The following is a 24757-nucleotide window of genomic DNA, read 5'->3' as shown; positions in this document are numbered from 1 at the left end:
GGGAACTGCCGGAGAGATCATCAATTGGTGCGAAGAGAGGGACTTGAACCCTCACGTCCGTAAGGACACTAACACCTGAAGCTAGCGCGTCTACCAATTCCGCCACCTTCGCGTACCAGAAACATTACCGGAGTAACGTTACCACGGAGGCGAATTCTAGAGATTTTGGCGGACACGTCAATAGTTATTTCCCCGCTTTGCGGGCGTTTGCTGGAAAAACAGCCATATCGCCGCTTTTCTGCTGGTCAAACAGCCAAATCAGCCAATCAATCAACACTCTGACCCGCGGCGCCAGGAAACGGCCGGGTGGATACATGATGTAAATCGGCATCGGCGGAGGCGGCGTTTCCGCCAACACTTCCACCAGTTCCCCCTGTTTCAGCCAGGGTGCCAGCGAATAGCGCGCCGCCTGAATCAATCCCATGCCGGCGCGCGCGCCGGCGATGTAGGCATCGGCGCCGCTGACGCTGAGCCGCGCGGGCAGCTCGCGCAGTTCCAGCTTGCCGCCGCGGCAGAATTCCAGCGGGTAATCGCGGTTGCTGGCCAGGGAAAAATAGCCCACCGCGCGATGCGGCGCCAGGCTATCGATGTCGAGCGGCGTGCCGTGAGCCTGCAGATAAGCGGGGGACGCGCAGGTCACCTGCGGCAGCTGGGCGATGCGCCGCGCCGCGAGGCCGTCGTCTTCGGTTTCCCAGGCGCGCAGCACGCAGTCTACGCCTTCGCGCAATAGATCGACGTGGGTGTCGTTGGCGCCCAGCGCCAGCGTGATGTCGGGATACCGCCGATAAAAGTCGTCCAGCGCCGGAATCACCACCTCGCGCGCCAGCGAATGGGGCATATCGATGCGCACCTTGCCGGACGGCTGCAGCTTATGCTGGCTGAACAGCGTGTCCGCCTCTTCCAGCGCCCCCAGCAACTGCACGCAGCGCTGGTAATAGAGGCTGCCTTCGCTGGTCACCTGCACCTGGCGGGTAGTGCGGATCAGCAGGCGCACGCCCAGCCGCTGTTCCAGCCGTTTCAGTGCGTTGCTGACCGTGGCGCGCGGCAGCTGCAGGCGTTCGGCCGCCCGGCTGAAGCTGCCCAGTTCGACGATGCGGGTAAAAATGCGCATGGCTTGAACCTGATCCATGTTCACTCCGGATTGTTGGCGATTTTTAAACAGTGATGTGCAATCTGCATTATTTATCTTTGCCGCGTAAACAACCAGACTTTGCTGCGTTATCCATTCACCGCATGAGGGCAGCACAATGCAACAACGTAAACTCGGTTCCAACGGTCCCGTCGTCTCCGCTCTGGGGCTGGGGTGCATGGGCATGAGCGACTTCTATTCCACCGGCGCCGATCGGCAAGAAGCCATCGCCACGCTGCACCGGGCGCTGGAGTTGGGCGTCACGCTGCTCGACACCGCCGACATGTACGGGCCGCACACCAACGAACAGCTGGTGGGGGAGGCGATCAAGGGCAAGCGGCGGCAGGTATTCCTGGCCACCAAGTTCGGCATTCTGCGCGATCCGGCGGATCCGTCGGCGCGCGGCGTCAGCAGCCGGCCCGAGTATATCCGGCGCTCGGTTGAAGGCAGCCTGCGGCGCTTGGGCGTGGAGGAGATCGATCTCTATTATCAGCACCGGGTCGATCCGCAGGTGCCGATCGAAGATGTCGTGGGCACGATGGCGGATCTGATCCGCGAAGGCAAGATCCGCCATATCGGCCTGAGCGAGGCGTCGGTCGCCACGCTGGAGCGGGCGCACAAGGTGCATCCGATCACTGCGCTGCAGACCGAGTATTCGCTGTGGACGCGCGACGCCGAACAGGGCGTGCTGGCGGCCTGTGAGCGTCTGGGCATCGGCTTTGTGCCATACAGCCCGTTAGGGCGCGGTTTTCTCACCGGCGCTATTCGGCGGCCGGAGGATCTGGCCGAGGACGATTTCCGCCGCAGTAACCCGCGCTTCCAGGGGGAAAACTTCGCCCGCAACCTGGCGCTGGTGGAGAAGGTGGGCGAGCTGGCGGCGCAGAAGGGCGTCAAGCCTTCACAGCTGGCGCTGGCCTGGGTGTTGGCGCAGGGCGAGCACATCGTGCCGATCCCCGGTACCAAACGTCGGCGCTATCTGGAAGAGAACGTCGCCGCGGCGGAGATAACGCTGAGCGCGGCTGAACTGGCGGCGATAGAAGCGGTGTTTCCGCTGAGCGCGGCGGCCGGCGATCGCTACGGCGCGGAGTCGATGACCTATATCAACGGCTAAAAAAAAGCGCGGCCTCGGGCCGCGCTCTATCGTTTTCCGCCAACGGGAACTTATTTCTTCTTCGGCGCGCGCGGCGGGCGGCCGACGGTAGCCTGGTACACCTTGAAACGGCCGTTCTGCGCCAGCACTTCGTGGCTGCCGAAGGTGGCGTCCAGAATGTCCGGGTACGGCAGGAAGGCGTTGGCGACGATGCGCAGCTGGCCGCCGATCGGCAAATGCTTCACCGCGCCGCGGATCAGGGTTTCCGCGGCGGTCAGGCTGGTCTGCAGCCCGTCGTGGAACGGCGGGTTGGAGATGATCATGTCGAAACGGCCGGTGATGTCGGAGTAAACGTTGCTGACGATCACTTCGCCTTCGATGCCGTTGGCGGCCAGCGTCGCACGGCTGGATTCCACCGCGGCGGCGTTGACGTCGCTGAGGGTCAGTTTCACCTTCGGCGACAGCTTGGCCATCACCGAGGCCATCACGCCGGCGCCGCAGCCGATGTCCAGCACCTTGCCTTTCATGTGTTTTTCCAGCGTCGACAGCAGCAGCGAGCTGCCGACGTCCAGGCCATCGCGGCTGAACACGCCCGGCAGCGTTTTCACTTCCAGATCGTGCAGCTGATAGCTGTCCCACCAGTCGTTCAGATCGAACTCGGTCTGCGCGTCCAGGCGGCCGTGATACAGGCCGCAGCGCCGTGCGCTGTCGATTTTCACCAGCGCAACGTGGCCTTCCAGCGTTGGCTCGGCGCTGCGCACGCCGCTGCGGTTTTCACCGACCACGAACACGTCCACGCCTACCGGCAACAGCGCCAGGAGGTTGCACAGTTGGAATTGCGCCTCCTGCTTGCTCTTCGGCCAGTAGTAAACCAGCGTGTCGCAGTCGGCGACGAAAGCGGGATCGACGGTCAAACCGAACTGCACGTTATCGCCCATCGTCCGGTTCAGTAACTGCCAGTGATGGTAATGCTGAGTGTGGACGCGCACGTCCGCGGCCTCGAATTGGGCCGGCAGGCTGTCCTGCAGGTCGCCGGCAAACAGCACGCGGCGTTCGATAAATTCATCACTGTGGCGCAGCATGACTTCACTGGCGGGGGTTAATGCAGACATCAGATATTGGCTCCTGGAAATGAGACCGGGGATTATAGAGCTTTGTGGCGATATGTTCGACGGGTTTGTTGGCGCGGGCTGCGCGGGTTTGTTAGCATAGCGCGGCGCATGGCAGGCATGGCGCACCACAACGGGTAGGAATCGGCATGGCATCAAAACGCGACTGGCTGTTACAACAACTGGGTATTACGCAGTGGACATTGCGCCGCCCGGGCGTGTTGCAGGGCGAAGTGGCGGTCAGTCTGCCACCCGAGGCGCGCCTGCTGGTGGTCGCGCAGACGCTGCCCGCGCCCGACGATCCGCTGTTTTGCGACGTGCTGCGCAGCCTGGGGCTGACGCCGGCGCAAACCTACAGCCTGACGCCGGAACAGGCGGCGATGCTGCCTGAAGAGACCACATGCAACAGTTGGCGGCTGGGCGTGGCGGAACCGCTCGCGGTTGCCGGCGCGCAGCTACACAGCCCGGCGCTGGCCGAGCTTTCCCAAGACGCGGGGGCCAAACGCGCCCTCTGGCAGCAGATTTGTCATCATGAACACGATTTCTACCCTGACGGCGGCCGACCTGGCCACAGCCTTCACCATTGAGCAAGCCAGCCACGCCTTTCCCTGGACGGAAACCACCTTCGCCAGCAATCAGGGCGATCGCTACCTTAACCTGAAGCTGAGCGCCGACGGGGAGATGGCGGGATTCGCCATCACGCAAATCGTGCTGGATGAAGCCACGCTGTTCAACATCGCCATCCATCCGCAGTGGCAGCGCCGGGGTTTTGGCCGCCTGCTGCTCAACGCGTTGATCGAACAGCTGGAGAGTCGCGGCGTGGTCACGCTGTGGCTGGAGGTGCGCGCCTCCAACCAGGCGGCGATCGCGCTGTATGAAGATCTCGGCTTCAACGAAGTCACCGTGCGCCGCAATTATTACCCGAGCGCCCACGGCCGCGAAGACGCGATCGTGATGGCGCTGCCGTTGGCGTAATCTAAAAATATCCTATTGATTGTTTTCTTCCCTTTAACAACTTAAAAGTTGTTTCCTGATTAATTTACATCAAACAAGTTGTTTTTCGCTGTGACGACAACTAATTTGTTGTTTATTGTTGAGGAAACAATCAATGCGTTGTTTGGAGGTGGGGATGAGAAAATTATCAGAAATATCAGCGTTGCTGAAAGAAAAGCGCATTGAGTTGGGCTGGAGCCAAAAAGACTTTTTGATGAAGATTGGCATGACTCAACAGCAATATCAGCGTGTTGAATCGGGCAGCGATATGCGGATGAGCACGCTGCTACGGATATTGGCGGCGATGGATTTGGAATATGTTATCGTGCCGAAAAGGTCTGTCCGTGATGTGGAGTGCTTGCTGCAACAGACAGTGAGTCATGCACCAGAAGTGAGTAACTTACAGAATTTCGAAGAAAAACTGAAAGATCTCGAGGACTAGCGAATGAAAGGGCGGCGACAGGTTGAATCGGTGCAGGCGTTAGCCTTGATATTGCATGGTGTGCGGGTGGGCGTGCTGGCGCACTACAGCGGCGGCAGAAACATCCTGACGTTTGATCCGCACTACCTCGCTTTGCCGGAGCCTGTTCGTCCCCTGTTTACGCTAAGGCAGAAGGCGCACGCAGGGTATCTTGAGCAAGTTTTACAGTCATCGCAGCGCCTTCCGCCCGTCTTATCCAATTTATTGCCCGAAGGCGCACTGCGCAGTTGGTTGGCCCAGTCGTTGAAAACCCATGTGAATGAGGAGTTTCCTTTAATTGCCTGGGCGGGGGAAAACTTGCCGGGAGCGCTTGAAGCACGGCCGCTGGCCGCAAGTGATATTCCCGCTTGGGCGTTAATGTCGCGCGGAGAGCTGGAAGCCGTGCAAATTGATGTTGGAGTGGTGGCGCAGAAATTTTCTCTGGCAGGGGTACAAATGAAATTTTCCTCTGTGCGCAAAGATGGCCGCTTCAACATTTCTTCTCAGGTGGGCGCTGATAGCTGGATCATTAAAACGCCTTCAACCGTTCATCGTCATCTCCCCGAAAATGAATATACGGCAATGCGCTTGGCGCAAGCCATCGGCGTGGATATTCCCGATATTGAGCTGGTTGAGCTGACACGGCTTGAACACTTGCCTGATATTCGCTTGGCGGATGAACCCTATGCTTATGCCATTCGTCGTTTTGACCGCAGTGAAAGTGGGCGAGTGCATACAGAAGATTTTGCCCAGATATTCGAGATCTATCCACACGACAAATACCGCGGCAAAAATTACGATCAGATAGCGGCTTATCTCTATGAGTTTGGCAGTGAATCTTTAGCGGATACGCAGCAAATGGCGCGCCGTCTGTTGGCGAATATTCTGCTCGCCAATGGCGATGCTCACGTAAAAAATTGGTCCATGATCTATCCAAACCAGGCCGATGTGCGGCTTGCCCCCGCTTATGACATCGTCACTACATTGGCTTATATCCCTGGTGAGTCTGAGGTTGCGCTCAATATGGCGAAGGAAAAACGCTGGGATAGGATCTCAATGCGAACCTTCGAGCGCTGGTCTGATCGAGTCGATATTCCCTGGCCTGCAATACGGGTGCATCTCTTGGATGCCATCGACAAGGCGCGAGCTTTGTGGCCGGCATTGTTGGAAAACCTGCCGATGGCGGACGATCACAAATCGGTATTGCGTCGGCATTGGGCCGCCTTGTCCCCCGATTTCCGCCTGCGTTAGCGGGAAATCGGATCCATTGATTGTCACCGGTTGGCAAATCGGCGAAAATGCCCGGCTGTTATCTTTTATTCACCGCTTTGCCCGGCGCCGCGATCGGCGCGTTCTGATGATGTCGCAGGGCGGACTAACCGTAGAACCTGAAAACCATGTCTCCTAGTGAATTTGCCCGCGAAGTCTCCAAAAGAAGAACTTTCGCCATCATCTCGCACCCCGATGCCGGTAAGACCACCATTACCGAAAAAGTGCTGCTGTTCGGACAGGCGATCCAGACCGCCGGTACGGTAAAAGGCCGCGGCTCCAGCCAGCACGCCAAATCCGACTGGATGGAAATGGAAAAGCAGCGTGGGATCTCGATCACCACCTCGGTGATGCAGTTCCCGTATCGCGACAGCCTGGTCAACCTGCTGGACACCCCGGGGCACGAAGACTTCTCCGAAGATACTTACCGTACCCTGACCGCCGTCGACTGCTGTCTGATGGTGATCGACGCCGCCAAGGGCGTTGAGGATCGCACCCGCAAACTGATGGAAGTCACCCGTTTGCGCGACACGCCGATCCTGACCTTCATGAACAAACTGGACCGCGACATCCGCGATCCGATGGAAGTGATGGACGAAGTTGAGCGTGAACTGAAGATCGCCTGCTCGCCCATCACCTGGCCGATCGGCTGCGGCAAGCTGTTCAAAGGCGTTTACCACCTGTACAAGGATGAAACCTACCTGTATCAGACCGGTAAAGGCCACACCATTCAGGAAGTGCGCATCGTCAAAGGCCTGAATAACCCGGAACTGGATGTCGCCGTGGGCGAAGATCTGGCGGCGCAGCTGCGCGATGAGCTGGAACTGGTGCAGGGTGCTTCCCATGAGTTCGATCAGGAGGCTTTCCTGAGCGGCGAACTGACCCCGGTGTTCTTCGGTACCGCACTCGGCAACTTCGGCGTGGATCACATGCTGGACGGCCTGGTGGCCTGGGCGCCGGCGCCGATGCCGCGCAAAACCGATACCCGCGAAGTGACGGCGGCGGAAGAGAAATTCACCGGCTTCGTGTTCAAGATCCAGGCCAACATGGATCCGAAGCACCGTGACCGCGTGGCCTTTATGCGCGTCGTGTCCGGCCGTTATGAGAAGGGCATGAAGCTGCGCCAGGTACGCACCGGCAAAGACGTGGTGATCTCCGACGCGCTGACCTTTATGGCCGGTGACCGCTCGCACGTGGAAGAAGCCTACCCGGGCGACATCATTGGTCTGCACAACCACGGCACCATTCAGATCGGCGATACCTTCACCCAGGGTGAAGACATGAAGTTCACCGGTATTCCGAACTTCGCGCCTGAACTGTTCCGCCGCATTCGCCTGCGCGATCCGCTGAAGCAGAAACAGCTGCTGAAAGGGCTGGTGCAGCTGTCCGAAGAGGGCGCGGTGCAGGTATTCCGTCCGATCGCCAACAACGATCTGATCGTCGGCGCGGTCGGTGTGCTGCAGTTCGACGTGGTGGTGGCGCGCTTGAAGAGCGAGTACAACGTGGAAGCGCTGTATGAGTCGGTCAACGTGTCGACCGCGCGCTGGGTCGAGTGCGACGACGTGAAAAAGTTCGAAGAGTTCAAGCGCAAGAACGAGATCAACCTGGCGCTGGACGGTGGGGACAACCTGTCCTACATCGCGCCGACCATGGTGAACCTCAACCTGACGCAGGAACGCTATCCTGACGTGACCTTCCGCAAGACGCGCGAACACTGATAAATCGGCAGGGCGCCCGGTGCGCCCTGCCAACCTCCCTCATCCTCACTCCGCTAATTAATAAAACTTCCTCACCTTTTATGCCGCAAACCGATGTCGCCAGGCAGCGTTCGTTTGGCCTGCGTTTTTCGTCTGATGGTCTATGTTTAACAAGATGCCCACACATTGCTTGAGAGTAAATCACTGTAATGTGTTGGTTATTTGGTGACTTATTCCAATGTGTTGCCGATAGGAGACAGTGTGTTTCCTTGAATATCAATGAGATGGCTGTTTTACCGTTTTGTGTCACTTAGTCTGTCGTCAATAGGCGACAGTTTTTTGATTAAAAATCCGACGCAATGATTTATATATTTGATTTTAAATGTATTTATTGGGTTGGCACGACGGTTGCAGTACTCCTGTCGTGAACGCTTAATCGTATAGCGATGATGAAGTATTTACCGAGCAGGCCGCGTGAAGGCGGCCGCAGGGTTCCGGCGCTCTGGCGCTGAGGGCCCCCAACAAAAGGAAGAGATCGATGAAAAAGACCAAATTTGCACACTCGCTGATGGCTGTCGTATTGGGTTCTGTTTTGGTGAGCGGCAGTGCGCTGGCCGAAGACAGTCTGCTCAACAAGGCGTCTAACGCCGCGGATAGTGCCGGTGCCAAAATCGATAGCTCCATGAAAAAAGTTGACGGTTACATGGATGACAGCGCGATAACGGCTAAAGTTAAAAGTGCGTTGGTGGAAGATAAGACCATCAAAAGTTCTGACATTTCGGTGAAAACCGAAAAAGGCACGGTGACCCTGAGCGGGTTCGTCGGCAGCCAGGCGCAGGCGGAACATGCGGTCGCGGTTGCCGGTAAGGTGGAAGGCGTCAAGACCGTCAGCGACAAGCTGCACGTGAAAGATGAAGCCAACCAGTCGATCAAATCGTATGCCGGCGACACCGCCACCACCAGCGAGCTGAAAGCCAAGTTGCTGGCCGACGACATCGTGCCGTCGCGCAATGTGAAAGTGGAAACCACCGACGGTGTGGTGCAGCTTTCCGGCGAAGTGAAAACGCAGGCGCAGTCTGAGCGTGCGGAAAGCATCGCCAAGGCCATCGACGGCGTGAAAAGCGTGAAAAATGACCTGGTGGTCAAGCAGTAATCCCGCCAGGCGCCCGTAACAAGTCACAACAAGCCGCATCTGTCGGGCCGTGAAGGCGGCCCGACGTGTACCACCAAAAAAAGAAACTGATTTGCCGTCGATGCCCCGTTGTCGGGGCGGGAGACAGCAGCGATTTTTTCACAATGGTAAGGAGAAGCTTATGTTTCGTTGGGGCATTATCTTTTTAGTCATCGCGCTTATCGCTGCGGCGCTGGGGTTCGGTTCGCTGGCGGGTACCGCCGCCTGGGCCGCCAAGGTGGTGTTCGTCGTCGGCATCATCCTGTTCCTGGTCAGCCTGTTCACCGGCCGCCGGCGCCCTTAGCCGGCCGGCATTTTCCTGTAAACTGTAACAAAGCTTAATTCCTTTTCTCACGTCGGGAGGGCCGGCCATGAACAGCGATATCGTCGTCGGACGCTGGAAACAGCTGAAAGGCCAGGTATGGCAGGCGTGGGCCGAATGGTCCGGCAGCGATTGCGCCTGGCTGGTCGGCAGCAATGATTTCCTCGCCGGCGTGCTGCAAGAGGATTACGGAAGAGAGCGAGACGCGGTATCCTCGGAAAAAACGTCTCACTGAGGATGCCAAGTTGGGATACAGAATACCCATCACGCTCGGCAATATAGAACCGCTGGCGTCTAAACCCTTTCGGCCAGGAAAAATGGCGTTGGTCTGCGAAGGCGGCGGCCAGCGCGGCATTTTCACCGCCGGCGTGTTGGACGAGTTTCAGCGCGCGGGCTTTAACCCTTTCGATTTGTTGATCGGCACGTCTGCCGGCGCGCAAAATCTGTCCGCCTACATCTGCGGCCAGATGGGCTACGCGCGTCGAGTGATCACCCGTTACACTACGTCGGCGCAATTTTTCAATCCGCTGCGTTTCGTACGCGGCGGGCATCTGATCGATCTCGATTGGTTGGTCGACACGGCGGCGGCACAGATGCCGCTGGCGATGGACGTGGCGGAACAACACCTCACCGATGGGCGCGAGTTCCTGCTGTGCGCCTGCCGCAGCGATGATTTTGAACCGACCTATCTGCCGGCGCAGCGTGAACGCTGGCTGCCGGCCATCAAGGCGTCCAGTGCCATTCCCGGCTTTTATCGTCAGGGCGTGGAGCTGGATGGCGTCAGCTATCAGGACGGCGGCATCAGCGATGCGATCCCGGTGGAAGAGGCCTACCGTCGCGGCGCCGACACCATCGTGGTGATCCGCACCGTCCCTTCGCAGATGTACTACACCCCGCAGTGGATGAAGCGCATGGAGCACTGGCTGAGCGACAGCAGTCTGCAGCAGATGGTGCGCATCCTGCAGCACCACGAGCAAAGCTACCACCGCATCCAGCGCTTTATCGAGAAGCCGCCGGGCAAGCTGCGCATCTTCGAAATCTTTCCACCGAAGCCGCTGGCCAGCAATGCGCTGGGCAGCCGACTGGGTTCGCTCAATCAGGATTATCATCTGGGGCGCCGCTGCGGCCGTTACTTCCTGGCCACCGTCGGCCAGTGGATGGCGCAGCCGGAGCCGGACGGCATGAAGGTGAAGAAATCGCTGTCGCGCCGTCTGATCCAGCCGGAGAACGTCAGAATGCCTTCGCCGATCGTGACCGATATCGCCATGCCGTCCGATCTAGGCGCGCAGCCGGAGGCCGCGGTGGCGGCGCCGAAAATTATCCTGCCGGGCGATCTGCCGCCGGGTGAAGGGGGCGCGCTGTGAGTTACGCCTTTACCGATACCCACTGCCATTTCGATTTCCCACCCTTTACCGGGCATGAGGCCGAGAGCCTGGCGCGGGCAGCCGACGCCGGCGTGCAGCGCATCATCGTGCCGACGGTTACCGCCGATCGCTTCGCGCGGGTGCTGCGGCTGGCGCAGGAGCACGCGCCGCTGTTCGCCGCGCTGGGGCTGCACCCGCTGTATATCGCGCAGCATCATGAACCGCAGTTGGAACAGCTGGCGGCGTTGCTGGCCGAACGGCCGCACAAGCTGGTGGCGGTGGGGGAAATCGGGCTCGATCTGTATATGGACAACCCGCAGTTCGAGCGGCAGCAAAGCGTGCTGCTGGCCCAACTGAGGCTGGCGAAACAGCATGACCTGCCGGTGATCCTGCACTCGCGCCGCACTCACGATCAGCTGGCCGCGGCGCTGCGGCGCATACAGCTGCCGCGTCGCGGCGTGGTGCACGGCTTCGCCGGCAGCCTGTCGCAGGCACAGGCGTTTATTCGCCTTGGCTATTATATCGGCGTGGGCGGCACTATCACCTATGAGCGGGCGCAGAAAACGCGCGGCGTGATGGCGCAGCTGCCGCTCGAGGCGCTGCTGCTGGAGACCGATGCGCCGGATATGCCGCTGGCCGGCTATCAGGGGCAGCCGAATCGCCCCGAACGCGCCGCCGAGGTGTTTCAAACGCTGTGCGCGCTGCGGCCGGAACCGGCCGACGAGATCGCCGCCCACCTGCAACGCAATACTCAGGCGCTGTTCGCCATGCCGAACTGAGATGACCATAACGTGACCTGCGTCACGTTATAAGATTTTCATTTGCGTCTCGTTGTATACATTTGTGACATAAATCGGTGCGAGGGTGACCTCGCTCAGTATAATCCCCCCCGAAACTCTCCAATAGCAGACCTCTCTTCATGAGCAGGGATGTATTTTATTTTTTGCAACAGGGAAACTTTGCATGCAACTCATCATGAGTCTGGTTGGCATGGCGGTGCTGATCGCCATTGCGGTGCTGCTCTCCAGCAACCGCCGGGCCATCAAACTGCGCACCGTCGTGTGGGCGTTCATCATTCAGGTCGGCATCGGTGCGCTGGTGCTGTACGTGCCGCTGGGCCGCAGCATCCTCGGCAGTATGTCTAACGGTGTGGCAAACGTTATCGCCTACGGCAATCAGGGCATTTCGTTCATCTTCGGCGGGCTGGTGTCCGACAAGATGTTCGAGGTGTTCGGCGGCGGTGGCTTCGTGTTCGCGCTGCGCGTCCTGCCGGTGATCGTGTTCTTCTCCTCGCTGATTGCGGTGCTGTACTACCTCGGCATCATGCAGTTGGTGATCCGCGTTCTGGGCGGCGGCCTGCATAAGCTGCTGGGCACTTCGCGCACCGAATCGCTGTCGGCGACCGCCAACATTTTCGTCGGCCAGACCGAAGCGCCGCTGGTGGTGCGTCCGTATATCGCCACCATGAGCCAATCGGAACTGTTCGCCGTGATGTGCGGCGGCCTGGCCTCGGTGGCCGGTTCGGTGTTGGCGGGGTACGCGCAGATGGGCGTGCCGCTGGAATACCTGATCGCCGCGTCCTTCATGGCGGCGCCGGGCGGGCTGTTGTTCGCCAAGCTGATGGTGCCGGAAACTGAGCAGACCCACGATAAAGACGATGCGATGAAGCTGATCGCCGAAGAAGATCGTCCGGCCAACGTGATCGACGCGGCGGCTTCCGGTGCGGCTTCCGGCATGCAGCTGGCGCTGAACGTCGGTGCGATGCTGCTGGCGTTTATCGCGCTGATCGCCTTGCTTAACGGCATTCTCGGCGGTATCGGCGGCTGGTTCGATTATCCGCAGCTGTCGCTCGAACTGATCCTCGGCTGGGTGTTCTCGCCGATCGCCTTCCTGATCGGCGTGCCGTGGAGCGAGGCGATGACCGCCGGTTCGTTTATCGGCCAGAAGATCATCGTCAACGAGTTCGTCGCCTACATGAACTTCGGCGCCTATCTGCGTCCGGACGACGTGGTGGCGGCGGAAGGCCTGCAAGTGCTGTCGGCCCACACCAAGGCGATCATCTCCTTTGCGCTGTGCGGTTTCGCCAACCTCTCCTCGGTGGCGATCCTGCTGGGCGGTTTGGGCAGCATGGCGCCTAACCGACGCCATGACATTGCGCGCTTCGGTCTGAAGGCCGTGGCGGCGGGCACGCTGTCCAACCTGATGAGCGCCACCATCGCCGGCTTCTTCCTGGCGCTGTAAGCCATCCCTGAGCCCGCGACGGTGCGACCGATCGCGGGACTCCGCCTATACTCTAAGCAACGCGGGTGCTTGCCGCACCCGCGATCTTCAGCCGCTTCTTTAGCGAATTTGTGAACGATATCGCGTTATTTTGTGATGTTCTTCACATATAATTCCGGTCTGTTACAGTGCTATTTCATATAGTGTGACGCTGAACGCGAATCGCCCCCGGCATTCGTGTTCAAATAGCTATTACTGGCCGGCCGCAAGGCGGGTGGCCATGTGCGGTGAGAAGGATCTCAGTTGCCGCCGCGGGAACGCCGTTCCCCAGCGCTATCTTCATGGAACCAAGTCCGCTCGCCAACACCCAGGTACTCAGTTGGAGAGTTTTATGACCGAATTAACCGCAGCAGCGCAACGTGCGCTGAACCTGATGGATTTAACCACGCTGAATGATGACGACACCGATGAGAAAGTGATCGCGCTCTGTCGTCAGGCCAACAGCCCGGCCGGCCACACGGCGGCCATCTGCATTTACCCGCGTTTTATCCCGGTGGCGCGTAAGGCGCTGCGCGAGCAAGGCACGCCGGACATTCGTATCGCCACCGTGACCAACTTCCCGCATGGCAATGACGATATCGACATCGCGCTGGCGGAAACTCGCGCGGCGATCGCCTATGGTGCGGATGAAGTGGACGTGGTGTTCCCTTACCGTGCGCTGATTGCCGGCAACGAGCAGGTTGGCTTCGAGCTGGTGAAACAGTGCAAACAGGCTTGCCAGGCGGCCAACGTGCTGCTGAAAGTGATCATCGAAACCGGCGAACTGAAACAGGCCGATTTGATCCGCAAGGCGTCCGAGATCGCCATCAAGGCCGGGGCTGACTTTATCAAGACCTCCACCGGCAAGGTGCCGGTTAACGCCACACTGGAGAGCGCCGAGCTGATGATGTCGGTGATCCGCGATATGGGCGTGGCGAAGACGGTGGGCTTCAAGCCGGCCGGCGGCGTGCGCACCGCGGAAGACGCGCTGCATTATCTGCAACTTGCCGATCGTATTCTGGGCGAGGGCTGGGCCGACGCGCGGCATTTCCGCTTTGGCGCTTCCAGCCTGCTGGCCAGCTTGCTGACCGCGCTGGGCCACCAGACCCAGACCGCCGGTGGCGGCTACTGATCGATTTCGTTGGCGGGCGCCAGGCGCGCCCGTCTGCACCGACTCTCGGCGACACAGGGGGATGCCTTGTTCCTGGCTCAAGAAATTATTCGTAAAAAACGCGACGGCCAGCCGTTAAGCGAAGCGGAAATCCGCTTTTTCATCAACGGCATTCGCGACAACGTGGTGTCGGAAGGGCAGATCGCCGCGCTGGCGATGACCATTTATTTCCACGACATGAGCATGCCGGAGCGCGTGGCGCTCACCATGGCGATGCGCGATTCCGGCACCGTGCTGGACTGGAAGAGCCTGGCGCTGAATGGCCCGATCGTCGACAAGCATTCGACCGGCGGCGTGGGCGACGTGACGTCGCTGATGCTCGGCCCGATGGTGGCGGCCTGCGGCGGCTATGTGCCGATGATCTCCGGCCGCGGCCTGGGGCATACCGGCGGCACGCTGGACAAACTGGAAGCCATTCCGGGCTTCAATATTTTCCCGGACGATAACGCCTTCCGTAAAATCATTCAGGACGTCGGCGTGGCGATCATCGGCCAGACCAGCTCGCTGGCGCCGGCGGACAAACGTTTTTACGCCACCCGCGACATCACCGCCACCGTGGATTCGATCCCGCTGATCACCGCCTCCATTCTGGCCAAGAAGCTGGCGGAAGGGCTGGATGCGCTGGTGATGGACGTGAAGGTCGGTTCCGGCGCCTTTATGCCGACCTACGCCCTGTCGCAAGATCTGGCGCAGGCGATCGTCGGCGTGGCCAACGGCGCGGGCTGCAAGACCACCGCGCTGCTGACCGACATGAACCAGGTGCTGGCCTCCAGCGCCGGTAACGCGGTGGAAGTGCGCGAAGCGGTGCGCTTCCTGACCGGCGAATACCGCAATCCGCGTCTGCTGGAAGTGACGCTGGCGCTGTGCGTCGAGATGCTGCTGTCCGGCGGCCTGGCGCAAGATGAGGCCGACGCGCGCGCCAAACTGCAGGCGGTGCTGGACAACGGCAAGGCGGCGGAGGTGTTTGGCCGCATGGTGGCGGCGCAGCAGGGGCCGATAGACTTCGTCGAACGCTATGATAGCTATCTGCCGGCGGCGACGCTGAGCAAGCCGGTGTATGCTGAAAAGCCAGGCATCATCAGCGCTATGGATACCCGCGCGCTGGGCATGGCGGTGGTTTCGCTGGGTGGCGGCCGCCGCCGGGCGAGCGACGCCATCGATTACAGCGTCGGTCTGACCGAGGTGGCGCGCCTGGGCGATAAGGTGGATGCCCAGCAGCCGCTGGCGATGATCCACGCCAATGATGAAGAGAGCTGGCAGCAGGCGGCCGATGCGGTGCGCAGCGCGATGACGCTGAGCGATAAGGCGCCGGAAGCGACGCCGGTGGTGTATAAGCGCATCACGGAATAACCCAAGAATCAGGAATGGCCGCGGCTTTTTCGCGGCCGTCCAAAGCGTGAGAACACGCAGGAGAGCACAGATGAAACGCACATTTATTATGGTATTGGACTCCTTCGGCATCGGCGCCAGCGAAGACGCCGAACGTTTTGGCGACCAGGGTTCCGACACTCTGGGCCACATCGCCGAGGTTTGCGCGCGCGGTGAAGCCAACGTGGGCCGTCAGGGCCCGCTGACGCTGCCTAACCTGAGCCGTTTGGGTCTCGGCAAAGCGGCGGAAGAGTCCACCGGCAACTTCCCGCAGGGGCTGGATCGCAATGCCGATATCATCGGCGCTTATGCTTACGCCAGCGAGCTCTCTTCCGGTAAAGACACGCCGTCGGGCCACTGGGAAATCGCCGGCGTGCCGGTACTGTTCGACTGGGGCTACTTCAAGGACGAGCACAACAGCTTCCCGCAGGAGCTGCTGGATAAGCTGGTGGAGCGCGCCAACCTGCCGGGCTACCTGGGCAACTGCCACTCATCCGGCACCGTGATCCTCGATCAACTGGGCGAAGAGCACATGAAAACCGGCAAGCCGATTTTCTACACCTCCGCCGACTCGGTGTTCCAGATCGCCTGCCATGAAGAAACCTTCGGCCTGGAGCGCCTGTACGAGCTGTGCGAAATCGCGCGTGAAGAATTGACCGAAGGCGGTTACAACATTGGCCGCGTGATCGCGCGTCCGTTCGTCGGCGACAAAGCGGGTCACTTCCAGCGCACCGGCAACCGTCACGATCTGGCGGTAGAGCCGCCGGCGCCGACCGTGCTGAAAAAGCTGGTGGACGAGAAGGGCGGTGAAGTGGTGTCGATCGGTAAAATCGCCGACATCTACGCCAACGTCGGCATCACCAAGAAGGTGAAAGCGACCGGCATCGATGCGCTGTTCGACGCGACCCTGACGGAAATGGAAAAGGCCGGCGACAACACCATCGTGTTCACCAACTTCGTGGACTTTGACTCTTCCTACGGCCACCGCCGCGACGTGGCGGGCTACGCCGCCGCGCTGGAGCTGTTCGACCGCCGCCTGCCGGAGCTGCTGAAGCTGGTGAAAGATGAAGACATCATCATTTTCACCGCCGACCACGGCTGCGATCCGACCTGGCCAGGCACCGACCACACCCGTGAACATATCCCGGTGCTGGTCTACGGCCCGAAAGTGAAACCGGGCTCGTTGGGCCACCGCGAGACCTTCGCCGACATCGGCCAGACCGTCGCCAATTATTTTGGCCTGTCGCCGATGGATTACGGTAAGAGCATGTTTTAATTCGTGAGTCTCAGACGGCGGCGCAGCTGGCCGCCGTCTGACATGCCACGGTTTATACGTTTAACGCTATTTAATACGATTTAAAGGAAGAGAATTATGGCTACGCCGCACATTAATGCTGAGATGGGTGATTTCGCTGACGTAGTACTGATGCCGGGCGATCCGCTGCGCGCAAAATACATCGCCGAAACCTTCCTGGAAGGCGCGGTGGAAGTGAACAACGTGCGCGGCATGTTGGGCTTCACCGGCACCTATAAAGGCCGCCGCATCTCCGTAATGGGCCACGGCATGGGCATCCCGTCCTGCTCCATCTATGCGCGCGAGCTGATCGCCGAGTTCGGTGTGAAGAAAATCATTCGCGTGGGTTCCTGCGGCGCAGTGCGTGACGATATCAAACTGCGCGACGTGGTGATCGGCATGGGCGCATGCACCGATTCCAAGGTTAACCGTCTGCGCTTTAAGGACAACGACTACGCAGCGATCGCCGACTTCGACATGGTGCGCAACGCGGTCGACGCCGCGGCGGCGCAGGGCATTCCGGCGCGCGTGGGCAACATCTTCTCCGCCGATCTGTTCTATACCCCGGATCCGGACATGTTCCAGGTGATGAAGAAGTACGGCATCCTGGGCGTGGAAATGGAAGCGGCCGGCATCTACGGCGTGGCGGCGGAGCTGTATGAAGAGTTCGGCTGTAAAGCGCTGACCATCTGCACCGTGTCTGACCACATCCTGCGTCACGAAGCGACCACTGCAGCGGAACGCCAGACCACCTTTAACGAAATGATCGTTATCGCGCTGGAATCCGTACTGCTGGGCGACAAAGCCTAATACCCCGGCGGGCGTCGTTATGGCGCCCGCCTGTCAATCTATTCACTTCACCTGGCCTGAGTCACTCTTTCTTCGGCGCTTCCTGCTTGTTCTCCGGCGCATCCTCTTCGTCGTCTTCCACGGTATTGCCTTCTGCCAACGGCGTGTTGGCGGTCAACAGGTACGGCGACTGCTGCCAGCGGCTGCGGCGGTGCTGCAGCAGGGTGCGCGCCAGAATGATGCCGATCGCCAGCGCCAGCAGGATCATCAGACGCAGCAGGTTGGTGGTGTTGTCCACCTGTTTGGATTCGGTCGCCAGCACGTGGGTGTCGAGGGTGATGCGGATAAAGCCGATCGGGCCGTCTTTGCCCTGAATGGATTCGACCAACTGGTGGTTGAAGTAGCTGCCGGCGCGTTTGCCGTCGAGCGACAGGCGATCGCGTATACTTATCTGTTCCCCGGCGTGGGAGACCAGTGTGCCGTCCAGCTGATAAACGCTGACGTCGAGAATGCGGCTGTGATCGGTGAGCTGCTTGAGGATGGCGTCGATGCGCGGGTTGTTGCCGTCGTCGTCCAGCAGCGGTGCCAGGCTGTAGGCGACCTGTTTGGTCAGCGTCTGGGCCAGCTCTTCAACCTGCTCGGATCGCGCCATTTGGTGACTCAGGCTAAAATAAGAGGCGCCCTGCATCAGCAACACCAGCAAAGCCAGGCAAATCAGGATAATAGCGGTGCGGTGCAGGCGAAATTTCAGTTTAGCGCGGGCCATGCAGGTTCCTTGGGCATCGGGGACACTTTATGTTGCCAGAACCGCTGGCGATAGGATAGCTTGATGCGTCGTTTTATCATGCAGCGTTTTTGTCCATTCAGGAGTCAATGATGTCAAACAGTCTGACCTATTGCGATCTTCCGGCGGAGATCTCTCAATGGCCGGGTCTTCCCCTTTCGCTCAGCGGCGACGAAGTGATGCCGCTCGATTACCGGGCGGGCAATACCGGGTGGCTGTTGTACGGCAGAAAACTGGACAAGGCGCGCATTACCCAATTTCAACGCAAGCTGGGCGCGGCGATGGTGATCGTCACCGCCTGGGGCGTGGACGACTACCAGGTGGTGCGGCTGGCGGGCACCCTGACGCCGCGCGCCAAGCTGCTGGCGGCGGAGAACGGGCTGGACGTGGCGCCGCTCGGCAAGATCCCGCACCTGCGCACGCCGGGGCTGCTGGTGATGGACATGGATTCGACGGCGATCGAGATCGAATGCATCGATGAGATCGCCAAGTTGGCGGGCGTCGGCGAGCAGGTGGCGGAAGTCACCGAACGCGCGATGCGCGGCGAGCTGGACTTTACCGCCAGTCTGCGTCAGCGCGTCGGCACGCTGAAAGGGGCCGACGCCAACATCCTCAAACAGGTGCGCGACGAGCTGCCGCTGATGCCGGGGCTGACCAGCCTGGTGGGTAAACTGCAGGCGATGGGCTGGCATGTGGCGATCGCCTCCGGCGGCTTCACCTACTACGCCGAACATCTGCGCAACCGGCTGCGGCTGGTGGCGGCGGCGGCCAATGAGCTGGAGATCCGCGACGGCAAGTTGACCGGCGAAGTGCTGGGGCCGGTGGTGGACGCGCAGTTCAAAGCCGATACGCTGCTGCGGCTGGCGGAGAAGCTGGAGATCCCGCTGGCGCAAACCGTGGCCATCGGCGACGGCGCCAATGATTTGAAAATGATGCAGGCGGCGGGGTTGGGCATCGCCTACCACGCCAAACCGAAAGTATATGAAAAAGCGCAGGTGGCGATCCGGCATGCGGATCTGATGGGCGTGCTGTGCATTCTCACCGGCAGCCTGAAACACGAAGTGCGATAACGAAAGATTGAGGTAAGACGTGGCAAAAGCGGCAAAACGGGCATTTGTGTGCAATGAGTGCGGGGCGGACTATCCGCGTTGGCAGGGGCAGTGCAGCGCCTGCCATGCCTGGAACACCATCACGGAAGTGCGTTTGGCCGCGTCGCCCGCAGCGGCGCGCAACGATCGCCTCAGCGGCTATGCCGGCGACGCCGGCGTCAGCAAGGTGCAGAAGCTGTCGGAAATCAGCCTTGAGGCGCTGCCGCGCTTCACCACCGGCTTTCTCGAGTTCGACCGCGTGCTGGGCGGCGGTGTGGTGCCCGGCAGCGCGATTCTGATCGGCGGTAACCCCGGCGCCGGCAAGAGTACCCTGTTGCTGCAGGTGCTGTGCAAGCTGTCTGAACAGATGAAAACCCTGTATGTCACCGGCGAGGAGTCGCTGCAGCAGGTGGCGATGCGCGCTCACCGTCTGGGGCTGCCGACCGGCGGCCTGAACATGCTGTCGGAAACCAGCATCGAGCAGATCTGCCTGATCGCCGAGCAGGAGCAGCCGAAGCTGATGGTGATCGACTCGATTCAGGTGATGCATATGGCGGACATTCAGTCCTCGCCGGGCAGCGTGGCGCAGGTGCGTGAAACCGCCGCCTACCTGACGCGCTTCGCCAAGACGCGCGGCGTGGCGATCGTGATGGTCGGGCACGTCACCAAAGACGGCTCGCTGGCCGGGCCGAAAGTGCTGGAACACTGTATCGACTGTTCGGTATTGCTGGACGGCGACGCCGATTCCCGTTTCCGCACCCTGCGCAGCCACAAAAACCGCTTTGGCGCGGTCAACGAGCTGGGGGTGTTCGCCATGACCGAGCAGGGGCTGCGCGAAGTCAGCAACCCTTCGGCGATTTTCCTCAGCCGCGGCGATGAAGTCACCTCCGGCAGCTCGGTGATGGTGGTGTGGGAAGGCACCCGGCCGCTGCTGGTGGAGATCCAGGCGCTGGTGGATCACTCGATGATGTCCAACCCGCGCCGCGTGGCGGTGGGCCTGGAACAGAACCGCCTGGCGATCCTGCTGGCGGTGCTGCATCGACACGGCGGGCTGCAGATGTCGGATCAAGACGTGTTCGTCAACGTGGTCGGCGGGGTGAAGGTCAGCGAGACCAGCGCCGATCTGGCGTTGCTGATGTCGTTGGTTTCAAGCCTGCGCGATCGGCCATTGCCGAACGATCTGGTGGTGTTCGGCGAAGTGGGGCTGGCGGGAGAGATTCGTCCGGTGCCGAGCGGTCAGGAACGCATCTCCGAAGCGGCCAAGCACGGCTTTAAGCGCGCCATCGTGCCGCACGGCAATATGCCGAAAAAGCCGCCGGCCAACATGCAGGTGTTCGGGGTCAAGAAGCTGGCGGACGCACTGGACGTGCTGGAAGAGTTTTATTAATGTCGCCGGCGGCGAGAGAGATATGCTATTTTGTTTAGCATACTAAACGGAGGTGGCCATGCCGCAATTTGATTACCTGAAGACGTCCATCAAGCAAAAAGGCTGTACTTTGCAGCAGGTGGCGGATGCCAGCGGCATGACCAAAGGCTATCTCAGCCAGCTGTTGAACGACAAGATCAAAAGCCCGAGCGCGCAAAAGCTGGAGGCGCTGCACCGTTTTCTCGGGCTTGAGTTCCCGCGCAAAGAGGTCAAAGTCGGTGTGGTGTTTGGTAAATTTTACCCGCTGCACACCGGCCACATCTATCTGATCCAGCGCGCCTGCAGCCAGGTGGATGAGCTGCACGTCATTTTGTGCCATGACGAGCCGCGCGACCGCGAACTGTTCGAGAACAGTTCGATGTCGCAACAGCCGACGGTCAGCGATCGCCTGCGCTGGCTGCTGCAGACCTTCAAGTACCAGAAAAACATCCATATCCACTCATTCGACGAGCAGGGCATCGAACCCTACCCGCAGGGCTGGAACGTATGGAGCGACGGCATGAAGGCCTTTATGGAACAGAAGGGCATCGTGCCGAGCTTCATCTATTCCAGCGAAGCGCAGGATGCGCCGCGTTACCGCGAGCATCTGGGCATCGAAACCATTCTGGTCGACCCCGAGCGTTCATTCATGAACATCAGCGGCAATCAGATCCGCCAGGATCCGTTCCGCTATTGGGATTACATCCCGACCGAGGTGAAGCCGTTCTTCGTGCGTACCGTGGCGATCCTCGGCGGCGAGTCGAGCGGCAAGTCGACGCTGGTCAACAAACTGGCCAACATCTTCAACACCACCAGCGCCTGGGAATATGGCCGCGACTATGTGTTTTCGCATCTGGGCGGCGACGAGATGGCGCTGCAGTACTCCGACTATGACAAAATCGCCCTCGGGCAGGCGCAATACGTGGATTTTGCGGTCAAGTACGCCAACAAGGTGGCGTTTATCGATACCGATTTCGTCACCACCCAGGCGTTTTGCAAAAAGTACGAAGGGCGTGAACACCCCTTCGTGCAGGCGCTGATCGACGAATACCGTTTCGATCTGGTGATCCTGCTGGAAAACAATACGCCGTGGGTGGCGGACGGCCTGCGCAGCCTCGGCAGCACCGCCGATCGGCTGGCGTTCCAGCGCCTGCTGGAGGAGATGCTGCGCGCCAACAATATCGAGTATGTGCACGTTGAATCCAGCGATTACGAGGAGCGTTTCCTGCGCTGCGTCGAGCTGGTGCAACAGCTGCTGGCGGCGGACGCCGGCCGGTTGAGCGCGCCCGCTTCTCGCCACGCCGCAGGCTGAGCAGAATTAGCTGAATGTGCGATCGCGGCGGTAGAAACGCCACCCGGGCGCACATTTAACGGCTTGTTTAAACATGGTTCATTCGACAGCGACTAAGTTAAGATTTTCTTTACAATAACGCTTAGAAGAAGACATGTCTTATCGCTTACTTGCTCTCTGGTTGGTCTGCTATGCCGCAGCCTGGACGCTGCTGACGGTTCATCTTGATCCTACCCTGCCTTACGACGCCGTCGAGGCGCTCAACTGGGGCCTCAACGGCGAGTGGGGCTCACCGAAAAACCCGTGGCTGGTCGGTGCGGCGATGCATCCGGCGATTTGGCTGTCGTGGCTGCCGCTGAACGTTTACTGGTATGGCGGGCACTTCATCGCCATCGCCATCGGCATGTTGGGCGTCTGGCTGTTGGCGCGACGCCTGAGCGGCAGCACCTCGCTGGCTTGGATGGCGCTGCTGACGCTCAACCTGTCCGGCATCATCAATTTCGACATCATTCCCTATAACGACAATTACCTGTTGGTGATGCTGTGGCCGTGGATGGCGCTGTTCTTCCATATGGCGATCTCCCGTTCGGCCAATTGGTGGCCGGCCTTCGCGTTGGTCGCCGGTCTGGCGATGATGGCCAAGTACTCGACCTTCGCCTTCGTTTACTTCGCGGCGCTGTCGACGTTGTTCGTGCCGCAGGTTCGCCGCTGCTATCGCCAGCCGCAGTTCTATCTGGCGGTGGCGATCTGGTTGGCGCTGGTGCTGCCGAACGTGGTATGGCTGTGGAATCACGACTTCGCCGCCTTCAAGTGGGTCGATTCGCAGATCAAGATGCAGCTCAATCTCGACATGCTGCAGTCGCTGCTGCTGGTGTTCTATCCGTCGCTGGTGCTGTGGTGGATCCTGCGCCGTAGCGGGGCGGTGCTGGCCTGGCCGAAGGCGTTGCCGATGCGGGTGCTGCTGTGGATCTATCTGCTGCCGCTCGGCATCATCACCTTCTGGTTTTCCTTCAACGTCGGCGGCCGGCTGACCGAGTGGCTGCAGCCGTTCTTCATGCTGGCGCCCGCGCTGCTGGTCGGCTGCGTGCGTCAACCGCCGGTGCGTTCGCTGCACGCGGCGACCATTGGGCTGATGTGCGCGGCGCTGGCGGTCTATCTGGGGTATGCCGCAGTGATGGTGGGCAACGTGCGCAACGCCGGCCAGAAGATGGTGGGCATCAAGGCCTTCAGCAGTGAAGTGGAACAGCATTGGCGAGAGCGCTACGGCGTCGATCTGCGCTACGTCGGCGGTGAGTATCTGTCGCAATGGATGACGGTGTATGCCGATTCCCGGCCACAAACCATTACGCGCTGGTCCAATCATGCGCGGCCAAATATCTACAACGCCAACATCAGCTATCCGCAGATTGCCCAGCATGGCGTCGCCCTGTTCGGCCGGTTGGGTGACGATTGCGCGCACAGCGATTTCGGCGGGGAGCTGGCCCACTGGCCGAAGATGCGCCTCGACTGGCAGCAGAATATGACGTTCCGTTCCGATCCGTACGCCGATGAGCAACGGCTATGCGTCGGGTTCGTGCGGCCGCAGTAACGGCGGCGCTGTGCGCCGCCGCGAGTTGGCTCAGTACGCGATAACCAGCTTGCCTTGCATATGGCCGCCGAGCAGTTGTTGATGCGCGGCGGTCAGCGTTTCCACCGTCAGCCCGTGCAGGGTTTCGCTCAGCGTGGTGCTCAGCTTGCCGTCGTCCAGCAGCTGCGCCACCTGCTGCAGGATCTTGCCCTGCTGGGCGATGTCCGGGGTGCTGAACATGCTGCGGGTGAACATGAACTCCCAGTGCAGCGCGGCGCTCTTCAGCTTCAGCGCGTTTTGGTCCAGCGGCTGCGCGTTCTCGACGATGGTGCAGATATGGCCCAGCGGCGCGACCAGCTCGGCCATCGCCGGCCAATGGCCGTCGGTATCGTTCAGACACAGGATGTAATCCACCTGCTCGATGCCGTGCTGCGCCAGGTTGCCCTTCAAATCGCGGTAATCCACCACCAGATCGGCGCCGCGTTCGAGGCACCAGGCGGCGGATTCAGGCCTTGAGGCGGTGGCGATCACTTTCACCTTGCTGCGCAGCGCGGCCAGCGGGATCGCCAACGAGCCTACGCCGCCGGCGCCGCCGATGATCAGCAGCGTCTTGTGCTCCGGCGCGTCCTGAATATTCAGGTGTTCGAACAGCGCCTCCCAGGCGGTGAGGGCGGTCAGCGGCATGGCGGCGGACTCGGCCCAGTTCAGGCTGCGCGGTTTGTGCGCGGCGATGCGTGAGTCGATCAGTTGGTGGCTGCTGTTGCTGCCGGGGCGGGTGATGTCGCCGGCGTACCACACTTCATCGCCGGGCTTGAAGCCGCTGACGCTGCTGCCTGCGCTCACCACGACGCCGCTGGCGTCCCAGCCGAGAATGCGCGGCTGCTGCAGGCCGCTTTTCTGCAGGCCGGCGTGCACTTTAGTATCCACCGGGTTAACCGACACCGCTTTCACTTCCACCAGCAGATCGTACTGACCGGGAATCGGCATCTCCGGTGAGATTTCGATGAAACCGGCAGGGTTCTGCGGGTCTACGGCAATGGCTTTTATCGACATGGTTGTACTCCTTTCAAATGATGCCCACAGTGTAGACCCGCGATAGTGGAGTGATAAGATGGACAATATCTAACTGAGTGTTCG

The 24757-nt window shown here is 60.4% G+C and carries 24 protein-coding genes and 1 tRNA gene; 20 read left to right on the top strand and 5 right to left on the bottom strand.

Translation table 11 applies throughout. From position 1 onward, the window contains the following. Positions 1 to 25: 25 nt before the first annotated feature. Both AAIE04_RS16785 and AAIE04_RS16780 read right to left on the bottom strand, forming a co-directional pair. A tRNA-Leu gene (locus AAIE04_RS16785) sits at positions 26 to 112 on the bottom strand. 72 nt (positions 113 to 184) lie between these two features. Next, positions 185 to 1129, bottom strand: a complete 945-nt coding sequence (locus AAIE04_RS16780; protein ID WP_019454978.1) for a LysR family transcriptional regulator — start codon at positions 1127 to 1129, stop codon at positions 185 to 187. Positions 1130 to 1247: 118 nt separating this feature from the next. On the opposite strand from AAIE04_RS16780, the gene AAIE04_RS16775 reads away from it, so the two are divergent. Next, positions 1248 to 2240, top strand: a complete 993-nt coding sequence (locus tag AAIE04_RS16775) for an aldo/keto reductase (protein ID WP_019454979.1) — start codon at positions 1248 to 1250, stop codon at positions 2238 to 2240. A 50-nt stretch (positions 2241 to 2290) separates the two neighbouring features. Here the strand turns inward: AAIE04_RS16775 and rsmC are convergent, their stop codons facing one another. Then, positions 2291 to 3331, bottom strand: a complete 1041-nt coding sequence (rsmC, locus tag AAIE04_RS16770; RefSeq protein WP_049241930.1) for a 16S rRNA (guanine(1207)-N(2))-methyltransferase RsmC — start codon at positions 3329 to 3331, stop codon at positions 2291 to 2293. A 146-nt stretch (positions 3332 to 3477) separates the two neighbouring features. Between rsmC and AAIE04_RS16765 the strand changes: the two genes are divergently transcribed. The 15 genes from AAIE04_RS16765 (at position 3478) to deoD (ending at position 17506) form a co-directional block, all read left to right on the top strand. Continuing rightward, the gene (locus tag AAIE04_RS16765) at positions 3478 to 3915 is read left to right on the top strand and encodes a DNA polymerase III subunit psi (RefSeq protein ID WP_019454981.1); all 438 of its coding nucleotides are present in this window, start codon (positions 3478 to 3480) and stop codon (positions 3913 to 3915) included. Next, positions 3860 to 4303, top strand: coding sequence for a ribosomal protein S18-alanine N-acetyltransferase (gene rimI / locus AAIE04_RS16760; protein ID WP_019454982.1), 444 nt, complete (start codon positions 3860 to 3862; stop codon positions 4301 to 4303). The genes AAIE04_RS16765 and rimI overlap by 56 nt, the downstream gene beginning before the upstream one ends. Positions 4304 to 4457: 154 nt before the next feature. Further along, positions 4458 to 4763 (top strand): helix-turn-helix domain-containing protein, encoded by a 306-nt coding sequence (locus AAIE04_RS16755; protein ID WP_019454983.1) that lies wholly within the window; start codon positions 4458 to 4460, stop codon positions 4761 to 4763. 3 nt (positions 4764 to 4766) lie between these two features. Beyond that, positions 4767 to 6032: a type II toxin-antitoxin system HipA family toxin gene (locus AAIE04_RS16750; RefSeq protein ID WP_063918120.1), complete on the top strand. Its 1266-nt coding sequence runs from the start codon at positions 4767 to 4769 to the stop codon at positions 6030 to 6032. Positions 6033 to 6178: 146 nt separating this feature from the next. Next, the gene (gene prfC / locus AAIE04_RS16745; protein ID WP_049241937.1) at positions 6179 to 7768 is read left to right on the top strand and encodes a peptide chain release factor 3; all 1590 of its coding nucleotides are present in this window, start codon (positions 6179 to 6181) and stop codon (positions 7766 to 7768) included. Between the two features lie 517 nt (positions 7769 to 8285). Next, complete coding sequence (gene osmY, locus AAIE04_RS16740; RefSeq protein ID WP_063918121.1) at positions 8286 to 8900, top strand: molecular chaperone OsmY; 615 nt, start codon at positions 8286 to 8288, stop codon at positions 8898 to 8900. Positions 8901 to 9060: 160 nt separating this feature from the next. Further along, positions 9061 to 9222, top strand: a complete 162-nt coding sequence (locus AAIE04_RS16735; RefSeq protein WP_004933089.1) for a DUF1328 domain-containing protein — start codon at positions 9061 to 9063, stop codon at positions 9220 to 9222. Positions 9223 to 9289: 67 nt separating this feature from the next. Continuing rightward, positions 9290 to 9475, top strand: coding sequence for a CsbD family protein (locus AAIE04_RS16730; protein WP_498057244.1), 186 nt, complete (start codon positions 9290 to 9292; stop codon positions 9473 to 9475). 10 nt (positions 9476 to 9485) lie between these two features. After that, positions 9486 to 10604 carry a patatin-like phospholipase family protein gene (locus AAIE04_RS16725; protein ID WP_074055303.1) on the top strand — a complete coding sequence of 373 codons (1119 nt, stop codon included), beginning with the start codon at positions 9486 to 9488 and terminating at the stop codon, positions 10602 to 10604. Further along, positions 10601 to 11383 carry a TatD family hydrolase gene (locus AAIE04_RS16720; protein WP_421079899.1) on the top strand — a complete coding sequence of 261 codons (783 nt, stop codon included), beginning with the start codon at positions 10601 to 10603 and terminating at the stop codon, positions 11381 to 11383. The genes AAIE04_RS16725 and AAIE04_RS16720 overlap by 4 nt, the downstream gene beginning before the upstream one ends. Before the next feature lie 184 nt (positions 11384 to 11567). Then, positions 11568 to 12845, top strand: a complete 1278-nt coding sequence (locus AAIE04_RS16715) for a NupC/NupG family nucleoside CNT transporter (protein WP_019454990.1) — start codon at positions 11568 to 11570, stop codon at positions 12843 to 12845. Between the two features lie 370 nt (positions 12846 to 13215). Continuing rightward, the gene (gene deoC / locus AAIE04_RS16710) at positions 13216 to 13995 is read left to right on the top strand and encodes a deoxyribose-phosphate aldolase (RefSeq protein ID WP_016929165.1); all 780 of its coding nucleotides are present in this window, start codon (positions 13216 to 13218) and stop codon (positions 13993 to 13995) included. Between the two features lie 66 nt (positions 13996 to 14061). After that, on the top strand, positions 14062 to 15384 hold the full coding sequence (gene deoA, locus AAIE04_RS16705; RefSeq protein ID WP_019454991.1) for a thymidine phosphorylase: 1323 nt from the start codon (positions 14062 to 14064) through the stop codon (positions 15382 to 15384). 70 nt (positions 15385 to 15454) lie between these two features. Beyond that, entirely contained in the window at positions 15455 to 16678 is a 1224-nt protein-coding gene (deoB, locus tag AAIE04_RS16700; protein ID WP_197667708.1) for a phosphopentomutase, read from the top strand. A gap of 96 nt (positions 16679 to 16774) precedes the next feature. Then, positions 16775 to 17506 (top strand): purine-nucleoside phosphorylase, encoded by a 732-nt coding sequence (gene deoD, locus AAIE04_RS16695; RefSeq protein ID WP_004933059.1) that lies wholly within the window; start codon positions 16775 to 16777, stop codon positions 17504 to 17506. Positions 17507 to 17567: 61 nt separating this feature from the next. Here deoD and AAIE04_RS16690 read toward each other — a convergent pair whose 3' ends face one another. Continuing rightward, positions 17568 to 18251: a YtjB family periplasmic protein gene (locus AAIE04_RS16690; RefSeq protein ID WP_019454993.1), complete on the bottom strand. Its 684-nt coding sequence runs from the start codon at positions 18249 to 18251 to the stop codon at positions 17568 to 17570. 110 nt (positions 18252 to 18361) lie between these two features. On the opposite strand from AAIE04_RS16690, the gene serB reads away from it, so the two are divergent. The 4 genes from serB (at position 18362) to AAIE04_RS16670 (ending at position 23641) form a co-directional block, all read left to right on the top strand. Next, entirely contained in the window at positions 18362 to 19339 is a 978-nt protein-coding gene (serB, locus tag AAIE04_RS16685) for a phosphoserine phosphatase (RefSeq protein WP_025159616.1), read from the top strand. A 19-nt stretch (positions 19340 to 19358) separates the two neighbouring features. After that, entirely contained in the window at positions 19359 to 20744 is a 1386-nt protein-coding gene (gene radA, locus AAIE04_RS16680; protein ID WP_025159617.1) for a DNA repair protein RadA, read from the top strand. A gap of 58 nt (positions 20745 to 20802) precedes the next feature. Further along, positions 20803 to 22074, top strand: a complete 1272-nt coding sequence (nadR, locus tag AAIE04_RS16675) for a multifunctional transcriptional regulator/nicotinamide-nucleotide adenylyltransferase/ribosylnicotinamide kinase NadR (RefSeq protein WP_498577362.1) — start codon at positions 20803 to 20805, stop codon at positions 22072 to 22074. Between the two features lie 133 nt (positions 22075 to 22207). Continuing rightward, positions 22208 to 23641: a glycosyltransferase family 39 protein gene (locus AAIE04_RS16670; RefSeq protein WP_498577361.1), complete on the top strand. Its 1434-nt coding sequence runs from the start codon at positions 22208 to 22210 to the stop codon at positions 23639 to 23641. Between the two features lie 30 nt (positions 23642 to 23671). Here AAIE04_RS16670 and AAIE04_RS16665 read toward each other — a convergent pair whose 3' ends face one another. Next, positions 23672 to 24673 carry a zinc-binding alcohol dehydrogenase family protein gene (locus tag AAIE04_RS16665; protein ID WP_432525788.1) on the bottom strand — a complete coding sequence of 334 codons (1002 nt, stop codon included), beginning with the start codon at positions 24671 to 24673 and terminating at the stop codon, positions 23672 to 23674. Positions 24674 to 24757: the final 84 nt, after the last annotated feature.

Source organism: Serratia sp. Ae19-1 (assembly GCF_059801225.1).
This window is presented reverse-complemented; position numbering and strand designations above follow the sequence as displayed.

Bases quoted from the DNA above. Each gene is read 5' to 3' on its own strand.
- AAIE04_RS16780 (WP_019454978.1), bottom strand. From the start codon at position 1,129: ATGGATCAGGTTCAAGCCATGCGCATTTTTACCCGCATCGTCGAACTG.
- AAIE04_RS16775 (WP_019454979.1), top strand. From the start codon at position 1,248: ATGCAACAACGTAAACTCGGTTCCAACGGTCCCGTCGTCTCCGCTCTG.
- rsmC (WP_049241930.1), bottom strand. From the start codon at position 3,331: ATGTCTGCATTAACCCCCGCCAGTGAAGTCATGCTGCGCCACAGTGAT.
- AAIE04_RS16765 (WP_019454981.1), top strand. From the start codon at position 3,478: ATGGCATCAAAACGCGACTGGCTGTTACAACAACTGGGTATTACGCAG.
- rimI (WP_019454982.1), top strand. From the start codon at position 3,860: ATGAACACGATTTCTACCCTGACGGCGGCCGACCTGGCCACAGCCTTC.
- AAIE04_RS16755 (WP_019454983.1), top strand. From the start codon at position 4,458: ATGAGAAAATTATCAGAAATATCAGCGTTGCTGAAAGAAAAGCGCATT.
- AAIE04_RS16750 (WP_063918120.1), top strand. From the start codon at position 4,767: ATGAAAGGGCGGCGACAGGTTGAATCGGTGCAGGCGTTAGCCTTGATA.
- prfC (WP_049241937.1), top strand. From the start codon at position 6,179: ATGTCTCCTAGTGAATTTGCCCGCGAAGTCTCCAAAAGAAGAACTTTC.
- osmY (WP_063918121.1), top strand. From the start codon at position 8,286: ATGAAAAAGACCAAATTTGCACACTCGCTGATGGCTGTCGTATTGGGT.
- AAIE04_RS16735 (WP_004933089.1), top strand. From the start codon at position 9,061: ATGTTTCGTTGGGGCATTATCTTTTTAGTCATCGCGCTTATCGCTGCG.
- AAIE04_RS16730 (WP_498057244.1), top strand. From the start codon at position 9,290: ATGAACAGCGATATCGTCGTCGGACGCTGGAAACAGCTGAAAGGCCAG.
- AAIE04_RS16715 (WP_019454990.1), top strand. From the start codon at position 11,568: ATGCAACTCATCATGAGTCTGGTTGGCATGGCGGTGCTGATCGCCATT.
- deoC (WP_016929165.1), top strand. From the start codon at position 13,216: ATGACCGAATTAACCGCAGCAGCGCAACGTGCGCTGAACCTGATGGAT.
- deoB (WP_197667708.1), top strand. From the start codon at position 15,455: ATGAAACGCACATTTATTATGGTATTGGACTCCTTCGGCATCGGCGCC.
- deoD (WP_004933059.1), top strand. From the start codon at position 16,775: ATGGCTACGCCGCACATTAATGCTGAGATGGGTGATTTCGCTGACGTA.
- AAIE04_RS16690 (WP_019454993.1), bottom strand. From the start codon at position 18,251: ATGGCCCGCGCTAAACTGAAATTTCGCCTGCACCGCACCGCTATTATC.
- serB (WP_025159616.1), top strand. From the start codon at position 18,362: ATGTCAAACAGTCTGACCTATTGCGATCTTCCGGCGGAGATCTCTCAA.
- nadR (WP_498577362.1), top strand. From the start codon at position 20,803: ATGCCGCAATTTGATTACCTGAAGACGTCCATCAAGCAAAAAGGCTGT.
- AAIE04_RS16670 (WP_498577361.1), top strand. From the start codon at position 22,208: ATGTCTTATCGCTTACTTGCTCTCTGGTTGGTCTGCTATGCCGCAGCC.
- AAIE04_RS16665 (WP_432525788.1), bottom strand. From the start codon at position 24,673: ATGTCGATAAAAGCCATTGCCGTAGACCCGCAGAACCCTGCCGGTTTC.